The 21,923-nt window shown below is 28.0% G+C and carries 15 protein-coding genes and 1 other annotated feature; of the genes, 12 read left to right on the forward strand and 3 right to left on the reverse strand.

The window, feature by feature from the left end:
* The first annotated feature begins 222 nt into the window (after positions 1-222).
* Both CDIF1296T_RS04320 and CDIF1296T_RS04325 read left to right on the forward strand, forming a co-directional pair.
* Positions 223-2,127 (forward strand): metallophosphoesterase, encoded by a 1,905-nt coding sequence (locus CDIF1296T_RS04320; protein WP_009895730.1) that lies wholly within the window; start codon positions 223-225, stop codon positions 2,125-2,127.
* Between the two features lie 806 nt (positions 2,128-2,933).
* Entirely contained in the window at positions 2,934-3,713 is a 780-nt protein-coding gene (locus CDIF1296T_RS04325) for an SDR family NAD(P)-dependent oxidoreductase (protein WP_009895731.1), read from the forward strand.
* A gap of 309 nt (positions 3,714-4,022) precedes the next feature.
* Here CDIF1296T_RS04325 and CDIF1296T_RS04330 read toward each other — a convergent pair whose 3' ends face one another.
* Positions 4,023-4,814, reverse strand: coding sequence for an MBL fold metallo-hydrolase (locus tag CDIF1296T_RS04330; RefSeq protein WP_021427280.1), 792 nt, complete (start codon positions 4,812-4,814; stop codon positions 4,023-4,025).
* 1,039 nt (positions 4,815-5,853) lie between these two features.
* Entirely contained in the window at positions 5,854-6,672 is an 819-nt protein-coding gene (locus CDIF1296T_RS04335) for a MerR family transcriptional regulator (RefSeq protein WP_009895735.1), read from the reverse strand.
* 167 nt (positions 6,673-6,839) lie between these two features.
* Here CDIF1296T_RS04335 and CDIF1296T_RS04340 point away from each other — a divergent pair, with 167 nt between their 5' ends.
* Together CDIF1296T_RS04340 and CDIF1296T_RS04345 are read left to right on the forward strand one after the other, a co-directional pair.
* Entirely contained in the window at positions 6,840-7,421 is a 582-nt protein-coding gene (locus CDIF1296T_RS04340; RefSeq protein ID WP_003436804.1) for a TetR/AcrR family transcriptional regulator, read from the forward strand.
* The gene (locus CDIF1296T_RS04345; protein ID WP_003418249.1) at positions 7,418-7,612 is read left to right on the forward strand and encodes a hypothetical protein; all 195 of its coding nucleotides are present in this window, start codon (positions 7,418-7,420) and stop codon (positions 7,610-7,612) included. The genes CDIF1296T_RS04340 and CDIF1296T_RS04345 overlap by 4 nt, the downstream gene beginning before the upstream one ends.
* A gap of 163 nt (positions 7,613-7,775) precedes the next feature.
* Here the strand turns inward: CDIF1296T_RS04345 and CDIF1296T_RS04350 are convergent, their stop codons facing one another.
* A complete protein-coding gene (locus CDIF1296T_RS04350; protein WP_009895743.1) occupies positions 7,776-9,518 on the reverse strand; it encodes a gluzincin family metallopeptidase in 1,743 nt (580 codons plus the stop codon).
* Between the two features lie 428 nt (positions 9,519-9,946).
* On the opposite strand from CDIF1296T_RS04350, the gene CDIF1296T_RS04355 reads away from it, so the two are divergent.
* From CDIF1296T_RS04355 to CDIF1296T_RS04390, 8 genes are all read left to right on the forward strand, one after another.
* Positions 9,947-11,323, forward strand: a complete 1,377-nt coding sequence (locus CDIF1296T_RS04355) for a TrkH family potassium uptake protein (protein WP_009888508.1) — start codon at positions 9,947-9,949, stop codon at positions 11,321-11,323.
* A gap of 334 nt (positions 11,324-11,657) precedes the next feature.
* Positions 11,658-12,329 carry a potassium channel family protein gene (locus CDIF1296T_RS04360; RefSeq protein ID WP_003418257.1) on the forward strand — a complete coding sequence of 224 codons (672 nt, stop codon included), beginning with the start codon at positions 11,658-11,660 and terminating at the stop codon, positions 12,327-12,329.
* A gap of 188 nt (positions 12,330-12,517) precedes the next feature.
* The gene (locus CDIF1296T_RS04365; protein ID WP_018112767.1) at positions 12,518-13,315 is read left to right on the forward strand and encodes a TrmH family RNA methyltransferase; all 798 of its coding nucleotides are present in this window, start codon (positions 12,518-12,520) and stop codon (positions 13,313-13,315) included.
* Positions 13,316-13,616: 301 nt separating this feature from the next.
* Positions 13,617-13,851, forward strand: a binding site (T-box leader).
* A gap of 49 nt (positions 13,852-13,900) precedes the next feature.
* Complete coding sequence (gene pheS / locus CDIF1296T_RS04370) at positions 13,901-14,920, forward strand: phenylalanine--tRNA ligase subunit alpha (protein WP_003436795.1); 1,020 nt, start codon at positions 13,901-13,903, stop codon at positions 14,918-14,920.
* A gap of 16 nt (positions 14,921-14,936) precedes the next feature.
* On the forward strand, positions 14,937-17,330 hold the full coding sequence (gene pheT, locus CDIF1296T_RS04375) for a phenylalanine--tRNA ligase subunit beta (RefSeq protein ID WP_009888509.1): 2,394 nt from the start codon (positions 14,937-14,939) through the stop codon (positions 17,328-17,330).
* 24 nt (positions 17,331-17,354) lie between these two features.
* On the forward strand, positions 17,355-17,945 hold the full coding sequence (locus CDIF1296T_RS04380; RefSeq protein ID WP_009895750.1) for a cell division protein ZapA: 591 nt from the start codon (positions 17,355-17,357) through the stop codon (positions 17,943-17,945).
* Between the two features lie 219 nt (positions 17,946-18,164).
* Positions 18,165-18,848, forward strand: coding sequence for a YoaK family protein (locus CDIF1296T_RS04385; RefSeq protein WP_003436876.1), 684 nt, complete (start codon positions 18,165-18,167; stop codon positions 18,846-18,848).
* A 452-nt stretch (positions 18,849-19,300) separates the two neighbouring features.
* The gene (locus CDIF1296T_RS04390; protein ID WP_009895753.1) at positions 19,301-21,901 is read left to right on the forward strand and encodes a U32 family peptidase; all 2,601 of its coding nucleotides are present in this window, start codon (positions 19,301-19,303) and stop codon (positions 21,899-21,901) included.
* Positions 21,902-21,923: the final 22 nt, after the last annotated feature.

The raw sequence follows: 21,923 nt of genomic DNA on the forward strand, positions 1-21,923 counted from the left end.
TTATAATTTGAACATGTTAGAATAAGTCTTATTTGAAAATTTTAGTGTATTAGAGTAAGTATTATTTTACTAGTAAAAAATATTGAGAACTATATGTAGATTTGCTTAAAAAGGAATTTACATATAGTTCTTTTCGTATAATAAATAGTACAATCTTATATGGTAAAGATAAAGTGTGATATTAAATTTTATTATCATCCAAAATCTAAGGAGGAGTCTCTTATGAAAATAAAATTTATTATAGTAGCATCAATAATATTTTTAATAGTATTACTTGTGGGGTGTCAAAGCACTAAAGATACAGAAATCAATGTACTCGCCACAAGTGATTTACATTCAATTATTCCAGATAATTTAATTTCCTATGTAGAAGAGGAGAGAAAATATGATGAGAATCTACTTATGGTAGATGCAGGAGATTTTTTTGACATGCAAAGTGGTGAGATGAATAAGTGGTTTACTGGTCAAAAATTAGTAAGATTTAAAGATGGGATACCAGAGTACAAAAAAATAGCTGAACCACGTGAAGGAGAAGTTCCATTGGCTAAAAAAATGGCAAAGCTGAAGTATGATGCAGTTACATTTGGGAATCATGAATTTGTATCTAATGACAAGCAGAGCCTTGATAAATTGGTTTCTGATTTTAAAAATAACAATATACCATTAGTATCAGCAAACGTATATGAACAATCTGGAGAAAACTACGTAAAGCCATATGTAATGAAAAATATAAATACTGACAAGGGAACTGTAAAGGTTGGTATACTTGGTCTGACTATAAAAGAAGTAGGGGAACGTTCAAGGTTTAAAAGTTTTGAACAAGATAAAAAGGCTAGAGAACTTGGGGAACAACCTCAATACAAAGGGAAATTATATGCAAATGATTTAGTAGAAGATGCAAATAAGTGGGTAAATGTTATGGAAAAAAAAGAAAAGCCAGATATAATAGTTGCCATTGTACATTCAGGTGAAGAGCCAAAAAATCCTAAAAATCCAGGAAATAGAATAAAAGAACTAGCAACAACTGTAGAGGGAATAGATGCTATTGTAGCAGGTCATACACATGAAAAAATAGAACAGCATACATATAAAAATAATTCTGGTGAAGAAGTAATAGTAACACAGCCTGGAGCTCATGGTAATAGTATATCAAAGATTAATTTTAAGTTGGATAAGAAGAATGATAAGTGGTTTATAAAAGACAAATATAGTGAATTAAAGGTTTTTGGAAAGGAAGTAAATATAATTACAACTTCTGGTCTGAATCCAAAATTTTCAGATGAAATGGCAGTTAATTTGTTTAATGAAAGAGATAGAGATGTTCAACCTATCTTTATAGATACTGGAGATTTTTTAAATACTAATACAAAAGAAATGACTAAGTGGGCTAAAGAGTGGCAATACAATGAAAATAAAGGCATCTATAAAAAAATAAATGAATGGCCAATTGTATATCTTGGTTATGATGCTGTAGTACTTGGTAGCCATGAATTTACAGAGGATAAAGAGACTTTTGAGGAAAAAAAATCTACATTGGATTATATTATAGAAAACTTTGAAGAAATGAAGATACCAGTATTATCAGCTAATATATATGATGAATCTGGAGAAAATTATGTAAAACCTTATATAATTCATAATGTAGAAACTAGGGAAGGAAATATAAAGGTTGGAGTATTAGGTCTTACTACTACTGATAAGGATGAAGAAGACTTAAGTAACTCAAGCTTAAGCAAAGACTCAAAGACTTCGAAAATTCCTGAAGAAACAGGAAAGTTATATACTAATAATCTAGTAAAAGATGCAAGCGAATGGGTAAAAGTTATGCAAAAGGAAAGTCCTGATGTGATTGTTGCAGTTGTACATTCAGATAATAATAGTACTCTAAAAAATCCAAGTAGTGAAGTCAAAAAACTTGCAATGTCAGTAGATGGAATAGATGCTATTGTTGTAGGTCATACGAAAAATAAGGTAGAAGAACATATTTACAAAAATAAGTCTGGGGATGAGGTTATAGTAACACAATCTGGAGAAGATTGTTATTCAAAAATAAGTCTTGAACTAAGAAAAGAAAATGGCAAGTGGAATATCATAAACAAATATAGTAAAGCAATAAAAATGAAGTGAATTTATTGATATATAAACCATTATTAACACTGATTTTTATAATATAATAAATACTGATTCTACAATATAATTAACACTGATTTTTATAATATAATAAATACTGATTCTACAATATAATTAACACTGATTTTTATAATATAATAAATACTGATTCTATAATATAATTAACACTACTTTTTATAATGTCATCAACACTGATTCTATAATATAATTAATACTACTTTTTTAAATATAATCAATACTGATTCCATAATATAATTAACACTACTTTTTTAAATATAATCAATACTGATTCCATAATATAATTAACACTACTTTTTTAAATATAATCAATACTGATTCTACAATATTATTAATACTACTTTTTATAATATAATCAACACTACTTTTTTAAATATAATCAATATTGATTCCATAATATAATTAACACTACTTTTTTAAATATAATCAATATTGATTCTACAATATTATTAATACTACTTTTTACAATATAATCAATACTGATTCTACAATATAATTAACACTACTTTTTAAATATAATCAATATCGATTCTATAATATTAACACTACTTTTTATAATATAATAAATACTGATTCTATAATATAATTAACACTACTTTTTAAATATAATCAATACCGATTCTATAATATTAACACTATTTTTTATGCTATATAACAATTATTGAAAATGATATAAATATAATATCTCAAATAATATGAATATAACATCTGAATAGAGGGTGTTTTATTTGTAAAAAATAAGTTTACAGTTTGAGCGTATAAACTTATGGTAAAGGAGAATAATTATGAGTTATAAGAAGATTGCAATTATAACGGGTGCTAATAGTGGTTTTGGTAAAGAGTTTCTAAAGTTATTAATAAATGAAGAAGAAATAACAGAAATATGGGCAGTTGCAAGAAACAAGGCGAGATTAAATCAATTAGTAGATGAATTTGGAAGTAAGGTAAAAATTTTTTCAAAAGATTTATCAAAAATAGAAGAAGTAAAAGAAATTGGTACATTTTTAAGTAAAGAAAATGTATGTATAAAATACCTTATAAACAATGCTGGTTTTGCAAAATTCTGTTCATACAATGATTTAAGTATAGATGAATCTATTAATATGATTGATTTAAATATTAGTGCTGTTGTAGCATTGGGACTTATATGTATTCCATATATGCAAAAGGGAAGCCATATCATGAATATTTCTTCACAAGCATCATTCCAGCCATTGCCATATCAAAATATTTATAGTTCAACTAAAGCGTTTATAAGAAATTATACAAGAGCATTAAATGTTGAACTTAAGAGTAAAGGGATAAATGCAATTGCTGTATGTCCAGGTTGGATGAGTACAAATCTATTTAAGAGAGGTATAGTTGTAGCTGAAAAAGGGACAAAAAATTTCCCAGGTATAGTGTCTCCAGACATTGTTGCCAAAAAAGCATTGAAGGATGCAAAGAAAAATAAGGATATTTCTGTGTATGGTATAAATACAAAATCCAGTCATTTATTAGCAAAACTATTGCCACAAAAAATGATGATGAAGGTTTGGTTAATGCAACAACATATTAAGGAATAAGAGTTTCGGTAATTAAGTATCAGTTGGAGATTCAATCTGTTATATATTATGAGAAGTTTTGTTGAGCAAATAATAATTGTGACAAAACGGCTTATCTAGTGCCGATAAGCCGTCTATAATGTATATAAAATATATTTTTGATTTTACTTTATTTAGATATTGAAGTATTAAAATATGTAGGACTTGAAATTTTATAAAGATAAATACTATGATATTTTGTAAAAACTGAGATATGTTGATATTACATAGTTTAACTATACTGTTAAATTGAAGTTTTCTTATTTTGCATTATGCTTATTACTTAATGATTTAGACTATAATTTCCATACCATCATATGCAAAATAAATGTTATCAAGTTTCTTTTCTAATTCACTGTAATAACCATATGATTTTCCCCACATTTCGTCAATATGTGTAATGATAATCTTTTTAATTCTATAATAGTTTTTAATTTCAACAATCTCATCTAAAGTAAATATTTCATCTTTAAATGGTGTGTCTTTAAGTTTTGTACCATCATTTAATATACCATCATCAGAAACTAGACTTATTATTAAAACATCAGTATCAAAGTACATATCACTATGAGTAAATGGCTTGGGATTACAGCAGGCATATATGACTTTTTTTTCATTCTCTTTGATAACATAGAAGGTTATATTCCTGTCTGGATTATTGTTAATCAAATCAATATCAAAATTATTTATCTTTACATGTGAAGTTTCATTAATAGAAATGCAATTTATAACATCACCATAATATTTAAGACAATCGAGATTCGTTCGGTTTATATCTTCAATTACTTCAGGAAGCGCATAAAAGCCAATTGGATTATTTTCTCCTGTGATAAAGTCACATCCTATTTTTTCGACAATTCTAATACCCTTAACATGGTCTGGGTCATGGTGAGAAATTGAAATATGTTTTACTTCCGATATTTTTTGTCTGTTACAAGCTACTGCAATATCTTCAGGTGTGTCTATCAGCATTTTTATATCATCAATATATAAACTTGGCCCTAATCGTTCATATCTTCCGCCTTTTTGTCTGGCTTCTTCACATATTTTGCATTTGCAAAATGAACTTGGAATAATTGACATACCGCCACTACCAACAATTTTTAATTTCAAAGTTATTACACCACCTTCTTAAAATATTAGATTATATAAATAATATACAAGCACAACTGATTAACAAAATTATGAGTTAATAAATTATATCACATGCAAATATGAAAGAATAGTATGAAATTTTTATAAACATATATTAAATGTTTCTCAATGAAATTGACTTTGTATATGAACTGAATGACTTATTCAATATGGATAAGACATTTTTCTTGTAATAAGATATGATTGTCCTATAAGGTTTATGTAATTTTGATATAATTTGATATAATATATTGATTAACAACATACATGTTATTGGTGAGCATATTTCTATAGAATGGAATATATAATTTTTTATATTTATCATTATATCATTGTCTAAAGAAAGTTAAAAAGAGTAGAGCACAAAGGAATTATTTGTACTTTACTCTTTTATTGTTTTGTTAAAAAAACTAATTTATATTAGTGATTAAAATATATTTAACTAGAGTATAAGGATAGTATATAATCTTATAATTGATTTATCTGACAAATTAAGATAATATCCTAATCAAATTCTAGTCATTTAAACATAAAATCATAATTGATTTATCTGACAAATTGAGATAATATCCTAATTAAATTGTAGGTATTTAAACATAACATTATAAATAATTTATCTGACAAATTAAGATAATATCCTAATCAAATTCTAGTCATTTAAACACAACATCACAAGTGATTTATCTGTCAAATTAAGATAATATCCTAATTAAATTGTAGGTATTTAAACATAACATCACAAGTGATTTATCTGTCAAATTAAGATAATATCCTAATTAAATTCTAGTCATTCAAACATAACATCACAAGTGATTTATCTGACAAATTAAGATAATATCCTAATTAAATTGTAGATATTTATACATAACACTAAAAGTAATTTGTTTAACAAATTAAGATAATATCCTAATCAAATTGTAGGTATTTATACATAACACTAAAAGTAATTTGTCTAACAAATTAAAATATTATCCAATTAATATAAAAATTACTTCTTTTTAACTGGGAAGCATACCTCTGTTACCCAATTATCAGGATTACTATCGTTGCCAGGACTTACATGATAAATATTAAACATAGGACCATCTACATCATAGTTATTATCTGATATCCAATTACCAATAGCCTCACAAGCGTCTGCAACTTGATTGAAATTTCCATTAACAATTGCAGTTGCAGCAGTCACACTTGGAACAGTCTTAAATTTAACATGTTCAGTATCTTTATACTTTCCAGATACAGCAACTTGTACTTCAACATCTACATAATCTTCTTTATATCCAGTATCATAAAAAACTGCTTTAGAATACTTTGGGGGTTCAATTTGAACATTCTGGTCTTTTGTCTCTAAAAATACTTGATGCCATAACATTCCTTCGTCTTGATAAGTTGGTATAACCCTTCTAAGTGTCATCATATATTTTGGTGCAAAATTCTTTATAGTTACATCATAATTTTTCATAATATCATTTCCTCCAATTCTTTTAATAGTGGTTTCTATTTTTAATAGTTTTTTCTGTGTATCTTCTAATTGTTCTTTTACTTGAGAATGGTGGATATTTAGATATTTTATGAGACTTTCTTTATCGTTATATTCTGTCAAAATTTCTTTTATAGAATACAAGCCAAAGCCCATATCTTTTAGTGCATGGATTCTGTTTGTAGTAGAAAGTTGGTCTGCACTATAGTATCTATATCCATTAGTTTTATTCGTATGAGAAGGAGTTAAAAGTCCTATTTCATCATAATGACGTAACATACGAATACTAATTTTACTTAGCTTTGAAAAATCGCCTATCTTAAACATGTTTTTGTCTCCTTTATAAAGGTACTTTTAGCTTAATATTAATATAAACCATATCATAATGTTAGAGTCAACTAAAATTATAATTAAATTATATTGACATATGATGAAAAAAATATTATACTGAACATGTTCAGAACTGAAAATGTTAATTGTTTTGGAGGTCTATTATGAAAAGTAATGATAAAGATGCTAGAGAACGTATAATTGAAGTTACATTGAATCTTTTAAATGAAGTAGATGATATTGAGGAGATTACAGTTAGAAAAATTGCTGAGCGTGCAAATGTTGGAGTTGGTTTAATAAATTATCATTTTAAAACAAAGGATAATTTGTTGAGTACTGCCATAGGAGATGTGATGTCAAATATAATAGCAGAGTTATATGACGATAGTGTATATACTCTAAGACCTATTGAAGATTTGAAAAATTTATTAAAAAAATTGTGTGATACTGGATTACATTATGAAAAAGTGCTTCCTTTTGTGTTGAATCAATGTATAACCAATGGAGATATGCAAGCAGAACTTGATATTGTCCCTATGCTTCGTAAAATTTTTGGAAATAAAAAAGATGAAATGAGTCTAAGAATCATTGCCCTGCAAATTATTTTACCAATACAGATTTCTGCTTTATCTACAGAATCATTTCAGTTATACAGTGGTATAAATATAAAGAATAAATATGAGCGAGATAAATTCATTGATATTTTAATAGAAAATATTATTGGAGAGGATGTTGATGTAAGATGAAAATTATAACTATTGGTTCAAGTCTTATCACTGTTTTACTTTTTCTTTCAACTATGGTTTGTGGGTTCTGGATTAAGAATAATAAGGTAACAGATGCAAGTTCTATTAAGTTCCATATGAATAGTGCTATTTTTACAGGGATATTTTTATTGATTTCCACAATCCTTTTAATTATATATATAAAAAAATAATAATATTATTAATAAATAAAGTATCAGAAATTATAAAGACAAGAGTCTTAAAAATTTCTGATACTTTACCATATAATTTTATTAAACATTAATTGTGTGTGAAAAAATATCACTTATTTCAATCTAATACTAAATCTTAAGAATGAGTATAAAGTATTAGAAATTAAGAAGCATTTTTTAGTTCAAGTGGATTATCTATACCAAAATAATCATATAAAGTAGAGCTTATTTCCTCTAAATTTCCATTTTGGAAAGGTAATTGTAAATTTACCTTTTCTACCACATCTTTAAATCCAGCATCAGTATTTTGATTTAAAAAATCCATATATACATCAACAGCTTTTCTGTAATCTTCTTGTGATAATTGCCATATCTGAAGTGATACATCAGATGCAAGACCATAACTCAAGTAATAAAAAGGAACTTGGAAGTTATGAGATACAAGTATCCAAAAAGGAGCATTTTTTTCTCTAAGTATATTATTGGAAACTCCATATTCTTCCTCTAAATCAAAAAACAATTTATTGATATCATTTAGACTCATATATGGATTCTTGTATATAATTTCTTGAAATTCATCATAAAGACAAGCATCAATAATAGTATTTAAAACAATCGATAAGTGTTCTTTTTTTATAGCTTCAGATTGTTTACCAAAAAAATCATCAAAATATTTATAAAATAGAATTTCTAAAGATGTTGAATGAACTTCACATACATCTATACTTGGTTGTATCTTATTATTTAAGTTAATACTGTTGTAGTAATTATAAAAATGACCAAACTCATGAGCAAAACTAGTAACACCTAAAAAAGAATTGTCCCATGTATTAAACAAGAAAGGTGCTTTATATTTATTTATATAAGTAGTATATCCTCCAGGTGATTTGTTTTTTCCAGAAGAATAATCGTACAAGTCATATTTTTTCATATAGTCGAAGCTCTCTTTTAGTTTTGGAGATATATCTTCAAGTACTTTATCAAACTTCCTAAATGAGCGATTTTTATATACTTTAATATAAATAGAAGAATCAGATGGTTTAGATGAAATCTCTCTATATAATGGAACTATGTAATCTTTTACGTCTTGTCTAAATTTTTTAGCTTCTTCTTGAGAATAGTCTTTGTTTAGGTTCATATAGGCATAATCTATATAATTCTTAAATCCTTGCTTACTTGCTATTTCAGTTCTTGTCTGTATAAGTTCTAAGAATATGTTACCAAATATAGGATTGTATTTTTTTAAGTAATCTGAATAAATTTTCACATATTCTTCAGGGCTAAGATTTGGTCTTGACAAGGCTTCTTCAAAGTCTACCTCTATACCATCTATTGATACTGTAGATTTAGCTAATAAGTCTTCATATTTTACAACTAGGTCTTGCTCTTTTTTAAGCAAACCTTCAACTTCTTTAGAATTAAGTTTTCCAATGTTCTTTAGATAATTAAATGTATCCTTTCCAAGTTCTTTTTCTAATTCTTTAGAGAATTTAGAAGTTACAAATCTATCTTGAAAGTCTTTGTATGACATGTCAACATCTACTGATTTACTCATAAGATACTTATATTCCTTAGAGTAAAATTCGTCTGATGAATCTATGTTATTTCTAATTTTTGCTATAGTAAGTGTACTGTAAAAATCTTGATAAATTTTATCAACTTCATTAAATAAATTTAATTGTTCCTTAGCTGTTTTAGCTGTTAAAAGTTTGTCGTTGCACTTGTTAATGTTTTCGCAAATTGACTGTATATTAGGACGCTTATATTCCATTTTTTCAAAAGGAATAGTTCCTCTAACAGAATCTTTTTTTGTATCATTAGTATAATTTCTTATGTATGATGCAAATATAATAAAAACTGCAATTAAAATTAGAAAAACAAATATTTTCTTCTTGGATTTAACCATAAAAATCCTCCAATCATGGATATAGTTATTAATTATTTTACTATATTAAATATAAAAAATGCATGTTAAGAAAATTTAACATAAAGATATAGATAAGATTATAAATAATATAAAAAATTTAACTTCAAAAAAGTATATGAAATTTATACTGGTAAAATGATAAATAAATTTTAAGTACAAAATAGTAAAAGCTATGATAGTTTTAGACCTATTATATGTAAAAAATATAGATGTTTTTGGTGCAATTTAAATTAAAAGATATATATAAAAATTTAAAATATTCCAAACAGAAATTATAAAAATTACTATCATTGTCTTTATACAATATTTATACTATAATAGAATAATAATTTAGAGGAAAGCTCTAAAAATAAACAAATTAAGGGTCTTAACAGTAGTGATTTTATGTTAAGGAGGTATAAAGAAAGTTGAAAACAATAGTTAGAAGACTTATTCTCTACGCAGATGGAATGCGTCCTACTCAAATAATGGTATCTGGGTTTGCTGCGATTATTGTAATCGGAGCATTGTTGTTAACACTCCCGATAGCGTCGCAGAGTGGAGAGAGTATAGGCTTATTAAATGCTCTATTTACGGCTACTTCAGCGGTTTGTGTTACTGGTCTAGTTATGGTAGATACAGCAACTTATTGGAGTTTATTTGGACAGATAGTTATAATAACATTGATACAAATTGGTGGTCTTGGATTTATGACCGTAGCCACAATGTTTTCACTTATGGCACGAAAAAAAATACAACTAAGAGAAAGATTATTAATACAAGAGTCATTAAATCAAGCTGATTTATCGGGACTTGTAAGACTTACAAGATTTGTATTAATAATAACCATAACAATAGAGGGAATAGGTGCACTGGTTTTATCAACTGTCTTTATTCCACAATTTGGTTTGTCTAAAGGGATATGGTATAGTGTATTTCACGCAATATCAGCGTTTTGTAATGCCGGATTTGACTTGATGGGCAGTGTAAGTGGCCCATTTACATCGTTAAATTCTTATGTAAACAACTTTACAGTATCAATGACTGTTTGCGCACTTATAGTGCTTGGAGGGCTAGGATTCCCTGTTGTACTTGATATTGTAAGAAAAAGAAGATTTTCAAAATTAAATGTGCATTCTAAGGTTGTATTGTTTTCAACTGCTACACTTATTTTTGTGGGTGCATTATTTATTTTTCTTATAGAATTTAATCAAAAAGCTACTATGGCGGACTTGCCTTTAAAGGGAAAAGTACTATCAGCAATATTTCAATCAGTAACAGCAAGAACTGCTGGTTTTAATACGCTTGATTTAGCTACTTTACGAGAAAGTAGTGTATTTGTAATGATAATTTTGATGTTTATTGGAGCATCACCTGCATCAACTGGTGGGGGTATAAAAACAACAACACTAGCTGTTTTAATCATTACAGTTAGAAGTTTTCTATCAGGAAAATCAGATATAGAAGCTTTTGAAAGAAGATTAGCTCCATCAACTATAAAAAAATCTCTTGGTATATTTGTAATCAGTATATCAGCAGTTATTTTTGGAACATTGATTATTTCAATAACTCAGCCTAATTTTACATTAGTTCAATCAGCTTTTGAGGTTACATCAGCACTTGCTACAGTTGGTTCAAGTTTAGCTGGAACTCCAAACTTAAATGCTTTAGGTAAGATTATAATAATAATCTTTATGTTTATGGGTAGAGTTGGTTCTCTTACTTTATTTATGGCTATACTTTCTGGTGGTAGAAGAAAGAGTCAACCAATCAGATATGCAGAAGGTAAAATTATGGTTGGTTAAGTTACCAAGAAGTAGTATAAATTTATAATGGATTTAGAGTAGCACTGTAAATCTGTTGATAAAATAAATGAGCCTAGATGTAATTATATGAAGAAATAAAATCGACTAATGAACAAAATTAATTAATGAAATAAAAAAACAGGGAAATAAAATACAAATAAAAAGGTAAATCAAAATTAAATTAATCTGTGTATATAAAATTATATATTGTGTATAAGTTTTGTATGTGTAAAGTATATAAGTTTTGTATGTGTAAAGTATATAAGTTTTGTATGTGTAAACAATTAATTTAAGAGATATTATATAAATTGTGTATTAGGGAGGAAGTTTCGAGATGAAGCAATATATAGTCATTGGGTGTGGGAGATTTGGAAGTTCAGTTGCGTCTACTATGCATCTTTTAGGACATCAAGTAATGGCAATAGACAAAAATGAAGATTCAGTTCAAAGTATATCTGACAAGGTAACCCATTCACTTATAGTGGATGTTACTGATGAGCAAGCGTTAAGGTCATTAGGTTTAGGTAACTTTGATGTAGCAGTAGTTGCAATAGGTTCTGATATAAGGGCATCTATAATGGCGACTCTTATAGCCAAAGAAATGGGTGTAGAGTTGATAATATGTAAGGCAAAGGATGAATTACAAGCTAAAGTTCTTTATAAAATTGGTGCAGATAGAGTTGTATTTCCAGAAAGAGATATGGGAGTAAGAGTTGCACACAATTTAGTTTCGGATAATATATTAGACCATATTGAACTTGACCCAGAGTATTCAATTGTTGAAATCGTAACTCCAAATAGTTGGGTTGGCAAGACACTTATAGAGCTTGAATTAAGAGCTAGATATGAGATAACTGTACTTGCTATAAAAACAGGTAAAAATATAAATGTTACACCTTCTCCAGATGAGGAACTTACAGCCGGAAGTATCCTAGTTATAATCGGTCAAAATACTAGTATAACAGCGATAACATCTGGAAATAAGGGGATAATTAGAAGAAGATAATTTACTATTTAATATATATTTAATTGCAATGAAAGTAGATAGTATCATATAATTATGAATAGTTATATGATACTATTTTTTTAATCGAAGGTAGTATTTATTTGTAAGATTAGATAAAGAGAAATTAAATTAAAAGTAAGGAGGCTGTGCTAATATAAAAATTTATAAGTTATTAGCATTTAGATAAAATGATTACAAATATAAACAGTAAGGATAATGAAAAGTTAAAGTATACAAGAGCACTATTAAAATCAAAGAATAGGAATAAAGAGTCAAAGTTCATAATAGAAGGATACAGAGTAGTAATGCTTGCACTTGAATGTATGGCAAACCTTGATTATGTATTTATCAATGAAGAATTTGAAAATAAGAAAGAACATGTAAAACTATTAGAAGATTTGGATAAAAAAAACACAAAGATATACAAGACTACTAATAAAAACTTTAAAGAATTAGTGGATACAGAAAATACTCAAGGAATAATAGGTGTAGTTTCATTTAAGAAAAAAAAATTAAGTGAAAGTATAAATAAAAAAGATAAATTTGTATTGATTTTAGACAGAATACAAGACCCAGGAAATATGGGGACTATAATAAGGACTGCTGATTCTGCTGGAGTAGATGCCATAATAGCACTAAAGGGATGTGTCGATATATACAACCCAAAAGTAATTAGGTCTACTATGGGTTCTATTTTTGATATGAATATAATTGATGCTTCACAAGATGAAACTGTGGACATGCTTAAATCATTGGATTTTAATATAGTTTCAAGTTACTTAAATACAGAAAATTTTTATGACAAAATAGATTATGGCTCAAAAGTAGCATTGGTGATAGGAAACGAAGCAAATGGAATAAATGAAGAACTTGTATCAAAGTCTGATATTTTGGTTAAGATACCTATATATGGTAAAGCCGAGTCGTTAAATGCTGCGATAAGCTCTGCTATACTGATGTATGAAATAAAAAAATACTTAATTTAATGTATTGTAATAAATATAATGTCATGTTATAATCTTGAATTAAATAGTAGAGTATCAAAAATAGTCAATATATATTAAAAAAATAATTAAATTAATTATATATTAGATGTATATTATATAAAAAATAATTGAGTTAATTATGCATTAGATGTATATTATATAAAAAATAATTGAGTTAATTATGCATTAGATATATATTATATAAAAAATAATTAAATTAATTATGTATTGGATATATATTAAAAATAGTCACATAATTTGAATGGAAATGATATAATACTAAAATAAACAATATAATATTGTAAATGCAATGAAAGAGGAAAGTATTTTGATTAAACTTAGTAAAGAGATAAACACCTAGGCTGGGAGTGTTTTCTAAGAGGTCATGAGAAGTTCCCTCTGGAGTAACAGAGCTGAAATTTTACAGTAGGCTTTGACGTTAAAAACGCGTTAAGTTTGTTAGAGGTGGTTTGATGATTTTTAAATTGTTAAACTACTAGGGTGGTACCGCGAAACTATAGCCTTTCGTCCCTAGACAGGGATTGAGGGGCTTTTTTTATACAAAAAAACGAAAGGGTGATATGTGTGCAAGAAAAATTACTTGCTTTACGTGAAGCAGCTTTGGCTGAAATAAAAGAAGCACAAAGCATAGAAAGTGTAGAAAGTTTAAGAGTTAAGTACTTAGGAAAAAAAGGTGAGATAACTGCCATACTTAAAGAAATGGGTAAATTATCTGCTGAAGAAAGACCAGTAGTTGGTAAGGTTGCCAATGAGGTAAGAGAAAACATTGAACTTAGCATAAATTCCAAAAAAGAAGAAATAAATGCTATTGAAAAAGAAAGAAAATTAAAAGAGGAAGTGATAGATGTTACTCAACCAGGAAAAGTTTTAAAGGTTGGGAAGAAGCATCCAATAACTCAAATTATAGATGAAGTAACAGATATATTTATCGGAATGGGATTCTCTATAGCAGAAGGGCCAGAAGTTGAGACTGTTGAAAACAACTTTGACGCATTAAACGCTCCTAAAGACCATCCATCAAGAGATATGAGCGATACATTCTATATCAATGATGGGGTATTACTTAGAACTCAAACATCTCCAGTTCAAGTAAGAACTATGAGAAGTCAAGAGTTACCAATAAAAGTAATTGCACCAGGTAGATGTTTTAGGTCAGACTCGCCAGATGCTACACACTCACCAATGTTCCATCAGATAGAAGGGCTTGTTGTTGGAAAAGATGTTACTATGGCAGAATTTAAAGGAACTATGGATATCTTCGTTGAAAAATTGTTTGGTTCTGATATCAAAACTAAGTTTAGACCTCACAACTTTCCATTTACAGAACCAAGTGCAGAGGTTGATGTTACTTGTTTCAAATGTGGTGGTAAAGGTTGCCCAATGTGTAAATATGAAGGTTGGATAGAAATATTAGGTTCAGGTATGGTTCATCCAAATGTGCTTAGAAATTGTGGAATAGACCCAGAAGTTTACAGTGGATTTGCATTTGGAGTTGGGGTTGAAAGACTTGCAATGCTTAAATACGAAATAGATGATATTAGATTATTATTCGAAAATGATATGAGATTCTTAAATCAATTTTAATTAGGAGGGTATGTAGATGTTAGTATCTTTAAAATGGCTTAGAGACTATGTTGATATAGACATGGATGTAAAAGAGTTCGCTGATAAAATGACAATGACAGGAACTAAAGTTGAAACAATAGATTATTATGGTGAAGAAATAGAAAATATATTGGTTGGAAAGATTTTAGAAATAAAACAACATCCAAATGCTGATAAGTTGGTTGTAACCAAAGTAGATATTGGAGATAAAGTTGTTCAAATAGTTACAGGAGCTACAAATATATCAGAAGGAGATTATATTCCAGTAGCTGTAAATGGTTCTAAGTTACCTGGAGGAGTTGAAATCAAACAGACTGATTTCAGAGGTGAATTATCAGATGGTATGATGTGTTCAGCAGCTGAACTAGGTATAGATGAACATTACATTGAGGAGTATAAAAGAGGTGGTATATATATTTTAGACCACGAAGATTCTTATGAATTAGGAAAAGATATAAAAGATGTTTTAGGATTAAAAGATGCTTTAATAGATTTTGAATTAACTTCAAACAGACCTGATTGTAAATGCATGATGGGTATAGCTAGAGAAGCAGCTGCAACTATAGGAACAAAAGTAAAATATCCTGAAATCGAAGTAAAAGAAAGTGACGAAGAGATAGATTTCAAAGTTGAGATAGATAATCCAGATTTATGTAGAAGATATGTTGCTAGAATGGTTACAGATGTAAAAATAGAACCTTCTCCATATTGGATGCAAAGAAGACTTACAGAAGCAGGAGTAAGACCTATAAGTAACATAGTCGATATAACAAACTTCGTAATGTTAGAGCTTGGTCAACCACTTCATGCTTTTGATATAAATCAAGTAGAGACTGGAAGAATAGTAGTAAGAAATGCTAAAGATGGAGAGAAACTTGTAACATTAGATGATGTTGAGAGAACATTAGACAAAGATATGCTAGTTATAACAAATGGAGAAAAATCACTTGGTTTAGCTGGTGTAATGGGTGGTGCTAACTCAGAAATAACTTCTAATACGAAGACTGTACTTTTTGAAAGTGCCAATTTCAAACCAGAAAACATAAGAATGACAGCTAAAAAAGTTGGTATTAGGTCAGAAGCATCTTCAAGAAATGAAAAAGACTTAGACCCTAATCTTGCAGAGATAGCAGCAAATAGAGCTGCACAACTTGTTGAAATGTTAGGAGCAGGAAAAGTTTTAAAAGGTGTTGTAGATGTATATCCAAATAAACCAGAACCTAAAAAATTGGTAGTAAATCCTCAAAGAATTAACCACCTATTAGGTGTAGATGTACCAATGGAGCAGTTTGTAGGAATTTTAGAATCATTAGAGTTTAAATGTAATTTGGTAGCTAATGATAAATTAGAAATAGATGTACCAAGCTTTAGAACAGATATGGAACAAGAAGCTGATGTATGGGAAGAAATAGCTAGAATTTATGGATTTGAGAATATACCTTCTGTACAATTAGAAGGAAATACGACAGCAGGAATTAAAACTTCAAAACAAAAATTCATGGATGCTTTAAAAGATAATTCAACTGCTGTAGGATTAAATGAAATATTAACATATTCATTTGTAAGCCCTAAGGGAGTAGATAAGATAAGAGTACCAGAAGGTAATGCAAAGAGAAATTTTGTTAAATTACTTAACCCATTAGGAGAAGAAACTTCTGTAATGAGAACTACTTTAATACCAAATATGTTAGATGTTTTATCAACTAATGTATCTCATAAAATAGAAGAAGTATCTGCATTTGAGTGTGGACATATATTCATCCCACAAGATTCAGAATTACCTAAGGAAGAAAATAGAATGTGTGTAGGTATGTATGGTAAAGATGTTGACTTCTTTGCACTAAAAGGAACTATAGAAACTATACTTGTAAATGTCGGATTTAAAGGTTATGAAATTGAACCTCAAGATAATAATACTACCTTCCACCCTGGTAGATGTGCTAAAATAGTGTATAATAATAAATATGTAGGTACATTAGGTGAATTGCATCCAGATGTTATAGAAAACTACAATCTAGGTCAAAGAGTTTATGTCGCTGAAATAGATATTGACTTTGTATTTGATAATTCTGATAGAACAAAGAATTATGTGCCATTACCAAAATATCCATCTACATCAAGAGATATAGCTCTTATTGTTAAAGATGATGTATTTGTAAAACAAATAGAAGATATAATAAAGGAAAATGGTCAAGGATTAGTAGAAAGCTACAAGTTATTTGATGTTTACAAAGGTTCTCAAATAGAAGCTGGATACAAGTCAATTGCATATTCAATAACTTATAGAAGTAAAGATAAAACTCTAACAGATGAAGATGTAGCTAAGGTGCATGATAAGATATTAAGTGAATTAAGCGAAAAATTAAATGCTAACTTAAGATCAAATTAACAACTAATGTCGGGGGAGGTTAGGATGAACAAAGTAATGGTTAAAATCCATGGCGCTGAATATCCAATGGTTGGAGACAAATCAGAGAAGTTTATGATTAGTATTGCTGATTTTGTAGACAAAGAAATGGATAAAATAACACGTCAAAACCCGAAATTGAGCTTATCAGTTGCTGCGATATTAACTGCATTAAATATATCAGACCTTTTATTTGAATGTTCAGATGAGAATGAGAAGTTGATTAAAGCGAATGAAGAATTGAGTAAGAAGGTTGGAGCATCTAATGAAGAGCTTCAATTAGAAATCAAATCTTTAAAGCTTACGATAGCAGAAAAAGAAGCAGAAAATCGTGAAGCTGAAACTAAGATGAAAGAGTTAATTGAGATTATAGAAAATAAAAAGCAAGAAATATTCGAACTTAGTAATACGACAGAAGGTTCTAGAGCAGAGTTAGATGCTTATAAAAACAAGATTGAGGAGTTAAGTACTCAACTTGAAGAAGCAAATGAAAGAGCTACTATAGCTGAAAACTTAGCTTCTGAGTTTCAAAACAAAGCTTATGATTTACAGTTAAAATGTACAGGGTTAAATAATGATGCAAAAAATGTGGAATAAACTAAAAGATTTGCTGTCTCTTGTTTTTTGAGACAGCTTCTTTTAATGTATAAATATAAATGCTATATAGATATAGATAATGTTTAAATATAAATAAATATAAATGATGTATAAATATAGACAATATTTAAATATAAATAATTTTTTTATATCAATGAAAAATAGAATCTAAAATGATTTTGATTTTGTATCTATCATTAGAAAGCGAGAGGTTTATATATGACAAGCAAGAGTCAGATGTCTGAATCATTCTTTTTATGTTCTTTGTTGGCAATAACAGGAGGATTTTTGGATATTTATACTTATGTGGTAAGAGGTAAAGTCTTTGCTAATGCACAAACTGGAAATATAGTTTTGTTTGGGCTTAATATAGCAGAAGGTAATGTAAAGGAATCATTTTATTATTTGATTCCTATTTTGGCATTTATGTTAGGTGTATTTATAGCCGAGAAGATAAGAAAGTATTTTACAAATAATAAGACAAAGATTCATTGGCGTCAGGTTATCATTATAATTGAAATGATTACAATACTTATTGTTTCATTTATTCCTAGAGGAAGATTTAATATGTTTGTAAATGTTGCTATTTCTTTTATTTGTTCAATGCAAGTAGAGAGTTTTAGAAAAGTAAATGGGAATAGTTTTGCAACGACAATGTGTACTGGAAATTTAAGAAGTGCTACAGAAACTTTATTTCATTATATACATACTAAGAATATTTTTATGATAAAAAAGAGTTTACAGTATTATGCTATTATTATATTCTTTATATCTGGAGCTATTTTAGGAACTTTTTTTACAAAAATTTTCGTGGAAAAATCAATACTAATATGTTTTTTTATTTTGGCAGTGGTCTTTGGAATTATGTTTATCAATAAAGATGATTCATTTAATGAAAATTAACTTTCTGTAAATTTACAAAAAAATGAAGCTGTTATTTGATATACTTTATATATAGCAAATATTGTATAGATTAATTAAAGAATTTAAAATATAGTAAGCAGTGTATAAATTAATTAAAATGTCTTAAGTATAGTAGGCAATATATAGATTAATAGAAGTATTTCAAGTATAGTAAACAGTGTACAAATTAATTAAAATGTTTTAAATTTAGTAAGCAGTATATAAATTAATTGAAGAATTTAAAATACAGTAATAAATATATAAGTTAATAGAAATATACTAAATATAGTAAATAATGTATATGTTAACTCAAATGAACCAAATATAAATAACTAATATATAAATTGATTGAAGAATTTAAAATATAGTAAGAAATATATAAATTTAATACAAATATTTAAGTTATAGATATAATTATATTAACCTAACAAGTATAAATAGAGGAGAAAAATATGAAAAAAATAGAATTACTTGCACCAGTAGGCTCTTTTGATTCATTAAAAGCAGCAGTTCAAAACGGAGCAAATGCTGTGTATTTAGGTGGTAAAGACTTTAGTGCTAGAGCATCTGCAAATAACTTTGATAGAAATGAGCTGATTGAGGCTGTTAAATACTCTCATATAAGGGGAGTGCAAGTCTTTGTTACTGTAAATACATTGATAAAACAGTATGAAATAGAAGATTTTGTAGAGTATGTAAAATTTTTATACGATATAGATATTGATGCTTTAATAGTACAGGATATAGGAATGGCAAGACTTATAAAAAAACTATTACCTGACTTTGAACTACATGCAAGCACTCAAATGGTAGCACATTCCTTAGAAGATGTAAAATACCTTCAGAGTGTAGGGTTTGATAGAGTTGTTTTAGCAAGAGAATTAAATGTTGATGAGATAAAATGGATTTGTGAAAATACAACTGTAGATATAGAAGTTTTTGTACATGGGGCTTTATGTGTATGTTACTCGGGTCAATGCCTTATGAGTAGTATGATAGGCAATAGGTCTGGAAATAGAGGTAGGTGTGCACAGCCATGTAGACAAAAGTATGAGTTGATAGATATAAATACAGGAGAAGTAGTAAAAAGTAATGGAGATTATTTGTTGAGTCCTAGAGATTTAAGTACTATAGAAGATTTGGATAAAATAATTGAAGCAGGTGTATTATCTTTAAAAATTGAAGGTAGAATGAAAAAGCCAGAGTATGTAGCTACTGTGGTTTCAGGATATAGAGAAGCGATTAATGAATTTGTAGATAAGAAAAAAATAAGTATTTCTGAGGAAATAATAAATAATTTGTATACCATATTTAATAGAAAGTTTACAAAAGGATATATATTAGGTGAAGTTGGTAAGGATATAATGAACTCTAATAGACCTAATAATCAAGGGCTATATATTGGAAAAGTTTTAGATTATAATAGAAAGAACAAAAGACTTAGAGTAATGCTAGAAAATACGCTTAAGAAAGGTGATGGAATTAACTTAGGTGGAGGTACTATTGGAAGAATAATAAAGGATGGAGAGATAACTACAATAGCACATAAAGGGGATTTGATAGAATTAGATTTTGTTGGAGAAGCAAAGAGAAATCAGCTTATATATAAGACTTCTGACAGCGAATTGATGGATAGAGTACAAGCTACATTTCAGCAAGATAAAGAGTTCATAAAAACTAATATACGTGCAAAAGTGAGTATTAAACTAGGTAAAAAGCCAGAGCTTTTTATAAGTGATTTTTGTGGAAATAAATCGGTGGTAGAAGGAGACAAAATAGTTGAAAAAGCTATAAAGGTGGCTTTAAGTAAAGAAAAAATAGAAACACAAATTCAAAAGCTTGGAAATACACCATATAAGTTAAAAGAGATAGAAATTGACCTGGATGAAGGTGTAAGTATGCCTATAAGTGTGTTAAATCAAATGAGAAGGGATTGTATTGAGCTTTTAGATGAAGAAAGAATAAAGATAAAAGATAGAAAATTTAAGAAGAATAGATTAAAATACCAGCCAAATAGAGTAAATAAACAGAAAAAACTTGATACAGTTCCTAAGATTAGAGTTAAAGTTAAGAACTTGGAGCAATTAGAAGCAGTATTAAATTATAATGTAGATTTAATCTATTATGAAGATATAAATACATTATCAAAAGCTTTACAAATGGTCTCAAGTATTTCTATAGATTCAAATATTTCTATAGATTCAAGTATTTCTATGGATTTAGATACTTCTTCGTCTTTAGATACTCCTAAAGAACTAATGGGTTCAAATACAAATAACATAGATACTTTGTCAAATACAAGTAAAATAGATACTTTGAATAAGAACCACTATAATACAGCAGTCACTAACAAAAAATTAATCTATTCAGCACCAAGGATTGTTAGAAATAAAGAGTACAAGCAATTTGAGATATTGGATAATATAAAAGGAATTAATAAGGTTCAAATTGGTAACTGGGGCTCTATGGAATACTTTAAGAAAAAAGACTTAAATATAGATTGCTACTTAAATGCATTCAATAGTGAAAGTATAAACCACTTCAAAGAAGAGGGAGCAAGTACAGTTTGTTTGTCACAAGAACTAAACTTAAATGAAATTAAACAAACTTTAAAATATACAGATGTAGAAATTGAAGCAGTAATATATGGATATGCTCCTATGATGGTTACAGAATACTGTCCTATGGGAGTAGTTGTTAGAGATTGTAAAAAGGACAAGAGAGTTGCTAAATGTAAGGAAAGTAGTTATGCTTTAAGAGACTTTACGGATGCAAGTTATAGGATAACACAAGATATATTCTGTAGAAGTACAATTTACAATTCGAAGGTTACTTGTATGTTGGACAATCTATATGAGTTAGAGGAAATTGGAATAGATGTATTTAGGATAGATTTTACAGTTGAAGATAGTGAGATGGTTAAAAAGGTTATTGAAGCTCACATTGAGGTATTGAGTAATAATTATAAACTTGGAAAAAAGGCTACAGACTTGTATAAGAAATTAGATGAAATTGGAACAGTTGCAGGACACTACTATAAAGGTGTAGAATAGATATAACATGAAAAATATACAT

It is taken from the genome of Clostridioides difficile ATCC 9689 = DSM 1296, from assembly GCF_001077535.1.
GTDB lineage: Bacteria > Bacillota > Clostridia > Peptostreptococcales > Peptostreptococcaceae > Clostridioides > Clostridioides difficile.

Bases quoted from the DNA above. Each gene is read 5' to 3' on its own strand.
- CDIF1296T_RS04320 (WP_009895730.1), top strand. From the start codon at position 223: ATGAAAATAAAATTTATTATAGTAGCATCAATAATATTTTTAATAGTA.
- CDIF1296T_RS04325 (WP_009895731.1), top strand. From the start codon at position 2,934: ATGAGTTATAAGAAGATTGCAATTATAACGGGTGCTAATAGTGGTTTT.
- CDIF1296T_RS04330 (WP_021427280.1), bottom strand. From the start codon at position 4,814: ATGTCAATTATTCCAAGTTCATTTTGCAAATGCAAAATATGTGAAGAA.
- CDIF1296T_RS04335 (WP_009895735.1), bottom strand. From the start codon at position 6,672: ATGTTTAAGATAGGCGATTTTTCAAAGCTAAGTAAAATTAGTATTCGT.
- CDIF1296T_RS04340 (WP_003436804.1), top strand. From the start codon at position 6,840: ATGAAAAGTAATGATAAAGATGCTAGAGAACGTATAATTGAAGTTACA.
- CDIF1296T_RS04345 (WP_003418249.1), top strand. From the start codon at position 7,418: ATGAAAATTATAACTATTGGTTCAAGTCTTATCACTGTTTTACTTTTT.
- CDIF1296T_RS04350 (WP_009895743.1), bottom strand. From the start codon at position 9,518: ATGGTTAAATCCAAGAAGAAAATATTTGTTTTTCTAATTTTAATTGCA.
- CDIF1296T_RS04360 (WP_003418257.1), top strand. From the start codon at position 11,658: ATGAAGCAATATATAGTCATTGGGTGTGGGAGATTTGGAAGTTCAGTT.
- CDIF1296T_RS04365 (WP_018112767.1), top strand. From the start codon at position 12,518: ATGATTACAAATATAAACAGTAAGGATAATGAAAAGTTAAAGTATACA.
- pheT (WP_009888509.1), top strand. From the start codon at position 14,937: ATGTTAGTATCTTTAAAATGGCTTAGAGACTATGTTGATATAGACATG.
- CDIF1296T_RS04380 (WP_009895750.1), top strand. From the start codon at position 17,355: ATGAACAAAGTAATGGTTAAAATCCATGGCGCTGAATATCCAATGGTT.
- CDIF1296T_RS04385 (WP_003436876.1), top strand. From the start codon at position 18,165: ATGACAAGCAAGAGTCAGATGTCTGAATCATTCTTTTTATGTTCTTTG.
- CDIF1296T_RS04390 (WP_009895753.1), top strand. From the start codon at position 19,301: ATGAAAAAAATAGAATTACTTGCACCAGTAGGCTCTTTTGATTCATTA.